The 8217-nt window shown below is 72.3% G+C and carries 6 protein-coding genes; 1 reads left to right on the top strand and 5 read right to left on the bottom strand.

Features of this window, described 5'->3' with window-relative positions:
* Positions 1 to 46: 46 nt before the first annotated feature.
* The 4 genes from E1283_RS26920 to E1283_RS26905 form a co-directional block, all read right to left on the bottom strand.
* Positions 47 to 1264 carry a Gfo/Idh/MocA family protein gene (locus E1283_RS26920; RefSeq protein WP_165956253.1) on the bottom strand — a complete coding sequence of 406 codons (1218 nt, stop codon included), beginning with the start codon at positions 1262 to 1264 and terminating at the stop codon, positions 47 to 49.
* Between the two features lie 94 nt (positions 1265 to 1358).
* A complete protein-coding gene (locus tag E1283_RS26915) occupies positions 1359 to 2420 on the bottom strand; it encodes a substrate-binding domain-containing protein (RefSeq protein WP_132820752.1) in 1062 nt (353 codons plus the stop codon).
* A gap of 315 nt (positions 2421 to 2735) precedes the next feature.
* Complete coding sequence (locus tag E1283_RS26910) at positions 2736 to 3776, bottom strand: ABC transporter permease (RefSeq protein WP_132820751.1); 1041 nt, start codon at positions 3774 to 3776, stop codon at positions 2736 to 2738.
* Positions 3777 to 3837: 61 nt separating this feature from the next.
* Positions 3838 to 5325 (bottom strand): sugar ABC transporter ATP-binding protein, encoded by a 1488-nt coding sequence (locus tag E1283_RS26905; RefSeq protein WP_132820754.1) that lies wholly within the window; start codon positions 5323 to 5325, stop codon positions 3838 to 3840.
* Between the two features lie 217 nt (positions 5326 to 5542).
* On the opposite strand from E1283_RS26905, the gene E1283_RS26900 reads away from it, so the two are divergent.
* Positions 5543 to 6772 carry an ROK family transcriptional regulator gene (locus tag E1283_RS26900; RefSeq protein WP_132820750.1) on the top strand — a complete coding sequence of 410 codons (1230 nt, stop codon included), beginning with the start codon at positions 5543 to 5545 and terminating at the stop codon, positions 6770 to 6772.
* A 147-nt stretch (positions 6773 to 6919) separates the two neighbouring features.
* Here the strand turns inward: E1283_RS26900 and E1283_RS26895 are convergent, their stop codons facing one another.
* The gene (locus tag E1283_RS26895; protein ID WP_425086236.1) at positions 6920 to 7729 is read right to left on the bottom strand and encodes a lytic polysaccharide monooxygenase auxiliary activity family 9 protein; all 810 of its coding nucleotides are present in this window, start codon (positions 7727 to 7729) and stop codon (positions 6920 to 6922) included.
* Between the last annotated feature and the right edge of the window lie 488 nt (positions 7730 to 8217).

Raw genomic sequence — 8217 nt, 5'->3', positions numbered from 1 at the left:
CCTCGGGGGAGGTCACCCGAGGCGGGGGGTCTTGGGAGGGAGTGGGTCAGGCGGTCTCCGCCGCCGTGGCCGGCGCCGGGATCGCGGTCCAGGAACCGCCGGCCTCGTGGGACTCCTCGACGGCGGCCAGCACCCGCTGCACCCGCAGGCCGTCCGCGAAGGACGGCTCCGGGTCGGTACCGGCGTCGATGGCCGACAGCAGGTCGACGGCCTGGTGGGCGAAGGCGTGCTCGTAGCCCAGGCCGTGACCCGGCGGCCACCAGGCTTCGAGGTAGGGGTGTTCCGGCTCGGTCACCAGGATGCGGGTGAAGCCCTGGACGACCGTGTCGGCGGTGGCGTCGTGGAAGTGGAGGACGTTGAGCTCCTCCAGGTCGAACGCCAGGCTGCCGCGGTCGCCGTTGAGCTCGATCCGCAGCGCGTTCTTGCGGCCGGTGGCGTAGCGGGTGGCCTCGAAGCTGGCCAGCGCACCGCCGTCGAGCCGGCCGAGGAAGACGGCCGCGTCGTCGACGGTGACCGCGCCGGTGCCGCCGCCGTCCGGCAGCGGACGCTCGTGGACGAACGTGTCGGTGACGGCGCTGACGCCGCTGACGAACTCGCCCGTGAGGAACTGGGCGAGGTCGACGGCGTGCGCGCCGATGTCGCCGAGCGCGCCCGAGCCGGCCCGTTCCCTGGACATCCGCCAGGTGTAGGGCGCGGTCGGGTCGGTCAGCCAGTCCTGGAGGTAGCGGGCCCGCACGTGCCGCAGCCGGCCGAGGCGCCCCTCGGCCACCAGCCGGCGGGCCAGGGACAGGGCCGGGACCCGGCGGTAGGTGAACCCGAGCATCGAACGGACGCCGTGCTCCCGGGCCTTGGCCGCGGCCTCGGCCATGGCCTCGGCCTCGGCGACGGTGTTCGCGAGGGGCTTCTCGCACAGCACGTGCTTGCCCGCCTCCAGGGCGGCGACGGCGATCTCGGCGTGCGTGTCACCGGGGGTGCAGACGTCGACGACGTGCACGTCGTCCCGCGCCACCAGGGCCCGCCAGTCGGTCTCCACCACCGGCCAGTCGAAGCGGTCGGCCAGCTCACCCGCCGCGTCCCGGTTCCGGCCGCCGAGGGCGGCGAGCCGGGGGCGCAGCGGCGGGTCGAAGAAGCTTCTGGCGTTGCGCCAGCCCTGGGAGTGGGCCATGCCCATGAAGCCGTAGCCGACCATGCCGATGCCGAGCTCCCGGCCGGCCGCCTGTTCGGCGGCCCGTGGGCGGTTGTTCGAGCTGTTGAGTGTGCTCATGCGACCTCCGTCGTCGACTGCGGGGACCTCCGGTCCGGGTTTCGGTACCGCGACGTCCGTTCGACGTCGCGGGGCCGTCAGGCCGTCGGGCCCGTCAGGACTCGAAGCCCATCGGGAGGTACTCCTCCAGGTTGTCCGCGGTCACCACGGGCGCGTCGAGCACGATGCGGCGCGGCACCTCGACCTGCACCAGGTCGGACAGGCCGCGGTCCTGGGCGATCAGCCGGGCGAGCTTGATGCCGTCGCCGGCCTGGGTGGCCGGGTAGATGACGGTGGCCTCCATCTCGCCGCTCTCGATCCAGCGCATGGCGTTGGCCGAGCCGGCGCCGCCGATGAAGAAGAACTCGTCGCGGCCGGCGTTGTCGAAGGCGGCCTTGACGCCGACACCCTGGTCGTCGTCGTGGTTCCAGATGATGTCGATCTCGTTGGCCGCCTGGAGCAGGTTGGAGGCGGCCTCCTCGCCGGACTCGACGGTGAACTCGGCGGCGACGCGGTTGTCGACGTTCTGGCCGCAGGCCTCCAGCGCGTCGGCGAAGCCCTGCGAACGCTCCTGGGTCAGCGGCAGCGAGTCGATGCCGGCGATCTCGGCGATCACGGCGCCGTCGCCGAGGTCGTTCTCGGCGACCAGCTGGCAGGCGTACTCGCCGGCCGAGACGCCCATGCCGTAGTTGTCGCCGAGGATGGTGGCGCGGGCCGCGGCGGGGTCGGAGAACTCGCGGTCGACGTTGACCACCGGGATGCCGGCCTCCATGGCCTGCATGGCCACCTGGGTGAGCGCGGCGCCGTCGGTGGGCAGCAGCACGATCGCGTCGACGCCGTCGTTGATGAAGGTCTCGATGGCGCTGATCTGGGCGCTCGGGTCGTTGGTGCCCTCGGCCATCCGCAGCTCGACGTCGGAGTACTGCTCGGCGGTCTGCTCGGCGAAGCTGTTGATGGCCGCCAGCCAGCCGTGGTCGGCCTGGGGGCCGGAGAAGCCGATGACGACGTTCTCGCCGGGGTCGTCGTTGGAGCTGGCCGCGTTCTGCTGACCGTCGTCGGCGGGCTCGGTGTTGTCGTCCTCGGGTGTGTTGCTGGTACAGGCGGCGAGCAGACCGACCGCGGCCAGTCCGACACCGACCCGGGTGAACATCCGCCGACGGGTGCTGTTTCTGGGCATGACTGTCTCCGGTGATTGTTCCGGCTGCCGCCGGCGATTCGGGATGGGCCGGGTCCGACTCCGGGTCACCCGGGGCCGACTCCGACCGATGGTTGCGGTGCGGTTCCAGGGCCGTGAGGCCCTGTCCCCGCCGGTGCCGCCGGCTACCACCGGCGGTTGATCAGCTCGTGCCCGGCCGCCGTCGCGTCCGGGGACTTCCGGTTCCGGCCCGACCGTCGTCGGACCGCGCCCGGCGGAGCCGGGGCCGCCGCCGTGGGCGGGGTGTGGCGGCCGTCCCCCGGCCTGCGGTGAGGACGGGGCGCCGGCAACGGCGCGTTACGTTCGGCCGCTGCCCGACGAGACCCGCTGCTGGAGCAGCACCGCGGCGACGATGATCGCGCCCTTGGCGACGTTCTGCGAGGAGGAGTCGAGGTTGTTGAGGGTGAACACGTTGGTCAGCGTGGTGAAGATCAGCACGCCGAAGACGGTGCCGACGACGGTGCCGCGGCCGCCGCTGAGCAGGGTGCCGCCGATCACCACGGCCGCGATGGCGTCGAGTTCGGCCAGCTGGCCGTGAGTGGAGGTGCCGGCCGTGGTGCGGGCCAGGAGCATCACCGCGGCGAGCCCGCAGGCGAGGCCGAGCAGCAGGTAGAGGATGGTGGTGTGCCGGCGGACGTCGATGCCGGCGAGGCGGGCCGCCTCCGGGTTGCCGCCGACCGCGAGGGTGCGCCGGCCGAAGGTGGTGCGGTTGAGCAGCACCCAGCCGCCGGCCGCGGTCAGCGCGAAGATGATCACCAGGACCGGGATGCCGGCGACCTCGGCGCCGAAGAAGTCGACGAGCCCGGTCTCGGTCACCACCTGGGTCTGCCGGTCCGAGATGAGCTCGGCGAGGCCCCGGGCCGCCGCCATCATGGCGAGGGTGGCGATGAAGGGCGCCATCCGCCCGTAGGCGGTCAGCACTCCGTTGATCAGGCCCGCGCCGGCGCCCACCATCAGCGCGGTGGTGACCATCACGATCCAGTGGAAGTCGGCCGCCATCTGCTGGGTGGACAGGGTGGTCGCCCAGACCGAGGCCAGCGCCATCACGGCGCCCACCGACAGGTCGATGCCGCCGCCGGTGATGACGAAGGTCATGCCGACGCTGATCACGCCGATCACCGACGCGAGCCGCAGGATCGTCATCATGTTGTCGAAGCTGGCGAACCGGTCGCCCGCGGTCGCGACACCGATCAGGCACAGCAGCAGCAGGGCTATCACCAAGCCCACGTTGCGACCGGCCGGGCTGGCCAGCAGGCCGCCGATCCGCTGCGCGGGCCCCGGCGGCGGCGCCGCGGCGGCGTCACCCGGCCGCTGCTCGGCTTGTGTCTGAGCGCTCACTGTCAACTCTCCTCGATCGCTTCTCTGTCGGCGCGAGGCCGGGTCCTGCCGTGGGCGGCGGTCATGCCACCGCTCCTTCCATCACCAGGTCGAGCACGCGGTGTTCGTCGATGTCCTCGGCGGCCGACTCGGCGACGATCCGCCCGTCGGAGACCACGAGCACCCGGTCGGCGAGCCCGATGACCTCCTCGATCTCGCTGGACACCAGGACCACACCGATGCCCTGGTTGGCCAGCCCCCGGATCAGGGCGTAGATCTCGGCCCGGGCGCCGACGTCCACGCCGCGGCTCGGCTCGTCGAGCAGCAGCACCCTGCAGCCGCGCAGCAACCAGCGGGCCAGCACGACCTTCTGCTGGTTGCCGCCCGAGAGGTTGCCCACCGGGCGGTTGACGCCGGCCGGCCGCACGTCGAGCGACTCGGTGTGCTCGGCCGCCTCGCGCCGCTCCTTGGCGTTGTCCATGAAGCCGGCGCGGTGGAAGCGCGCCAGGCTGGCCAGCGTGATGTTGCGGTAGACGGCGTCGCCCAGGATCAGCGCCTGGCTCTTGCGCTCCTCGGGGCAGAAGCCGACCCCGGCGGCCATCGCCGCGCCGACCCGGCCGGGACGGAGCGGCTTCCCGGCGACCCGCACGGTGCCCGCGGTGGGCTTGCGGGCGCCGTAGACGGTCTCCAGGATCTCGGAGCGCCCCGAGCCGACGAGCCCGGCGAGGCCGACGATCTCGCCCGGCCGGACGCTGAACGCGACGTCGCTGAACTCGCCCTTCCTGGCCAGCCCCTCGACTTCCAGCACCGGCTCGGCCGACACGTCGTCGGCGGTCGCGCGGTCCGGGAAGACGTACTCGATGGACCGGCCGGTCATCAGCCGGATGATCTCGGAGGTCGGGGTGTCGGCGGCCGGCAGGCCCGAGGCGGCGGTGCGGCCGTCCTTGAGCACGGTGATGCGGTCGCCGATCCGCCGGATCTCCTCCAGGCGGTGCGAGATGTAGATGATCGCGATGCCCTGCGCCGCGAGGTCGGCGATGACCGTGAAGAGGCGGTTGACCTCCTCCTGGTCGAGGACGGCCGACGGCTCGTCCATCACGATCAGTTGGGCGTCGTGCGAGAGGGCGCGGGCCATGCTGACGATCTGCTTGCCGGCCGCGGAGAGCGCGCCGACCTCCTGGGTCGCGGACATCTCGGGGTGACCGAGGCGCCGCAGCAACTCCGTGGTGGCGGCGTTGATCTCGCCGCGCGCGGTGAAGCCGGCCCTGGCGCGCTCGTGGCCGAGGTAGACGTTCTCGGCCACCGAGAGCCCGTCGACCAGGTCGAGTTCCTGGTAGATCGTGGCGATGCCGCGGTTCAGCGCGGCCATCGGGCGCGGGAAGCGAACCTCCTCGCCGCGCCACAGGATGCGTCCCCCGTCGGGCTGGTGGGCCCCGGCCAGGACCTTGATCAAAGTTGACTTGCCGGCGCCGTTCTGCCCCAGGAGGCAGTGCACCTCGCCGGGCAGGACGTCGAGGTCGATGCCGTCGAGCGCTTTGACACCGGGGAAGTGCTTGACGATGTCGTGCATCGCCAGCAGCGGTTCTGCAACGTCCTCCGCCTCGGACGGGCCGGACGTCTTCGGGGGGCCTGTCATGGGCAGCAAGGTATGGAGGCTTTTGCCGGACGTCAATAGAAAGCGCACCGGTTTGTGTTGGAAGTTTGGGCGGTACCTGAACTAAGCCCCCCACGTTGTATCGTTACCCAAGCTCCTACGGCCCGCAGACGACAGAAGGGCAGGGCACACCATGGCGGAGAACGGCACCCTCCCCGCCGGGCAGGCGGCGGGCACGGCCGCGCTGCTTCGGCTGGTGCGGGACGGCCGGCCGCGTACCCGGGCCGAGTTGGTCGCGGAGACCGGCATGGGCCGCTCGGCCATCGCCGAGCGCGTCGACACCCTGCTCGGCTCCGGGCTGCTGACCCAGACGGACAACGCCCCCTCCACCGGCGGCCGGCCGCCGTCCACCTTCGTCTTCAACGCGGCCGCCCGCGTGGTGCTGGCCGCCGACATCGGCGCCACGCACGCCAAGACGGCGATCACCGACCTCTCCGGCACCGTGCTCGCCGACGAGGACCTGGTGCTGGAGGTCGCGGCGGGCCCCGAGGCCGTCCTCAAGCAGGTGAGCGAGCACGGCGAGTCCCTGCTGACCAGGGTCGGCCGCGCCCAGGGCGATCTGCTCGGCATCGGCATCGGCCTGCCAGGCCCCGTGGAGCACGCCTCGGGCAAGCCCACCAACCCGCCGATCATGCCCGGCTGGGACGGCTTCGACGTCCCCGGCTACGTGCAGGAGCTGCTGAACAGCCCGGTGTTGGTGGACAACGACGTGAACCTGATGGCGCTCGGCGAGCACCGCACCCAGTGGCACGAGCGGCAGCACATGATCTTCGTCAAGATCGCCACCGGCATCGGCAGCGGCCTGATCGCCGACGGCCGGCTGCACCGCGGCTCCCAGGGCGCCGCCGGCGACATGGGCCACGTGCAGCTCCCGCACGAGGCGGACGTGCCGTGCCGCTGCGGCAACACCGGCTGCCTGGAGGCCGTGGCCAGTGGCGCCGCCCTCGCCGCCCGGCTGACCGAGCTCGGCATGGAGGCCCGCAGCAGCGCCGACGTGGTGGCCCTGGCACGGAACGGCTCGGTCACCACCCTCAAGCTGGTCCGCCAGGCCGGCCGACACATCGGCGAGGTGCTGGCCACCGCCGTGAGCTTCTTCAACCCCTCGGTGATCGTCATCGGCGGCGCGCTCTCGCAGGCCGGCGAGCACCTGATCGCCGGCATCCGCGAGGTCGTCTACCAACGCTCGCTGCCGCTGGCCACCCAGGACCTGCGCATCGTGCAGTCCCGCGCCGGCGAGCGGGCCGGCGTCTACGGTGCGGCCGCCATGGTGGTGGAGCACGCCTTCGCCCCGGCCCACCTCCCCCGCTATCTGATGACTCCGGACGCCGAGACCGCCGACACCGCCGCCCGCGCCTCGGCCTGAGCCACTGTCCGGGGCCGCCGTCCGGGCCTCAGGGGCCCGCCCGACGGATCGACAGGATCCACCGCACGGGCCCCTTGGCGCGTCAGCCGCCCCGGATCACCGGGGGCTCCGGCTCACCGGATGCCCCGGATCGCCGGAAGCCCCGGATCACCGGAAGAGGCCGCCGACCGAACCGGTCAGCCCCTGGAGCACGACCTGACCGACCGGCATGCCGCCCGCCGCGGCCCGGGCGAGATACCCGGCCTCGTCGGACATGGCCTGGCCGGTGTGGCCGGCGTGGGTCGAGTCGCTGGCCAGCGAGGCCTGGGACATCACCTCGGACGTCGCCTCGGTGACCTCCTCGGCGCTCATCGTCTGGCCGTTGCCGTAGGTGACCTGGCCGTTGCCACCGTCGAAGACGATGTCCGAGCAGGAGTAGAAGTTCTCCTGGCTGTCGGAACGGGTCCAGTGCACGAACATCAGCGCGTTGCCACTACGGCTCGGCAGCTGGACGTTCCAGTAGTAGTGACCGTCCTCGCTGCCCACGCCACCCCGCTGCGGCGGGTTGGTCACGGTGCTGATCCGCTCCAGGTTGGCCCACGTCAGCGGCTGGGTCGGCGAGTACCCCTGCCGGGTGATGTAGACGTCGAACCGGCCCGGGTGGTGCGCCCAGTTGCTGTGCCGCAGCTCGATGTTGGCCCCGGAGGTCAGGTGCGTGGTGGGCCAGTCAGCGCGAGTCGCGTTGTAGGACGAGAAGTTGAACGGACCGCGGTTGCCGCCGCTGCACAGGGTGCCGTCCGGGATGTAACCGGTCGTCCGGCCACCGCCGTTGGAGTCCAACACGGCGAACCAGTTGTACAGCGGGGTGGTGCCGCTCTGCTGAACGGCGTTGGCACAGGCCGGGTTGGCCGGCATCTGCGTGCTGCTGTTCTGCCGCAGGTCCAGGTAGCACAGGTAGGTACGGGAGCCCGGCATCATGGTGGCTCCGTGAGCCGCCGCCGGGGACGGGAGGGACGCCATCACGAGAGACAGCAGCGCTGCTCCCAGGACGCCCGCGAGGCGGAATTTCCTGACCGGCGACCTTCGCCGGCCGGTGGGGGGTTGAATCGACACGGATTCTCCTCTGGAAAAGTCGTCTGCCGACGCTGGCAGCCGACGGCACCGACCCACTGACTGCCGTGCATCGGTGCACCGACGGCCCGTCGTCGGTACCGCAGCCGCGCGTGGGAGCGCTCCCGCAATCAACGTAGCGGCTGGCGCCGCCTTTGGTAAGCGTCTGTTCCGGCCCGCCATGGTCGCGCGCCGGCCGTTCCCGGCCGCCGCGCCACGGCGCGGCGCGCCCGCTTCCCCCCTACCGGCCACTCGGCGCGGGCCCGGCGCGCCAACGGTGCCGGGCGGACCTGCGGTTCCCCGACGGCTCGCGGCTCGCCCCCCGCGGATGTCCGCCGACCGGGGCGGGGCGGGGC

This window comes from Streptomyces hainanensis, from assembly GCF_004348415.1.
In the GTDB taxonomy this organism is placed as follows: Bacteria; Actinomycetota; Actinomycetes; order Streptomycetales; family Streptomycetaceae; genus Streptomyces; species Streptomyces hainanensis.
The sequence above is the reverse complement of the archived record's forward strand: the minus strand, read 5'-3'. Positions and strand labels throughout refer to the sequence as shown.

Excerpts from the sequence above, each read along its gene's own strand:
- E1283_RS26920 (WP_165956253.1), bottom strand. The coding sequence starts at position 1,264 with ATGAGCACACTCAACAGCTCGAACAACCGCCCACGGGCCGCCGAACAG.
- E1283_RS26915 (WP_132820752.1), bottom strand. The coding sequence starts at position 2,420 with ATGCCCAGAAACAGCACCCGTCGGCGGATGTTCACCCGGGTCGGTGTC.
- E1283_RS26905 (WP_132820754.1), bottom strand. The coding sequence starts at position 5,325 with ATGCACGACATCGTCAAGCACTTCCCCGGTGTCAAAGCGCTCGACGGC.
- E1283_RS26900 (WP_132820750.1), top strand. The coding sequence starts at position 5,543 with ATGGCGGAGAACGGCACCCTCCCCGCCGGGCAGGCGGCGGGCACGGCC.
- E1283_RS26895 (WP_425086236.1), bottom strand. The coding sequence starts at position 7,729 with ATGATGCCGGGCTCCCGTACCTACCTGTGCTACCTGGACCTGCGGCAG.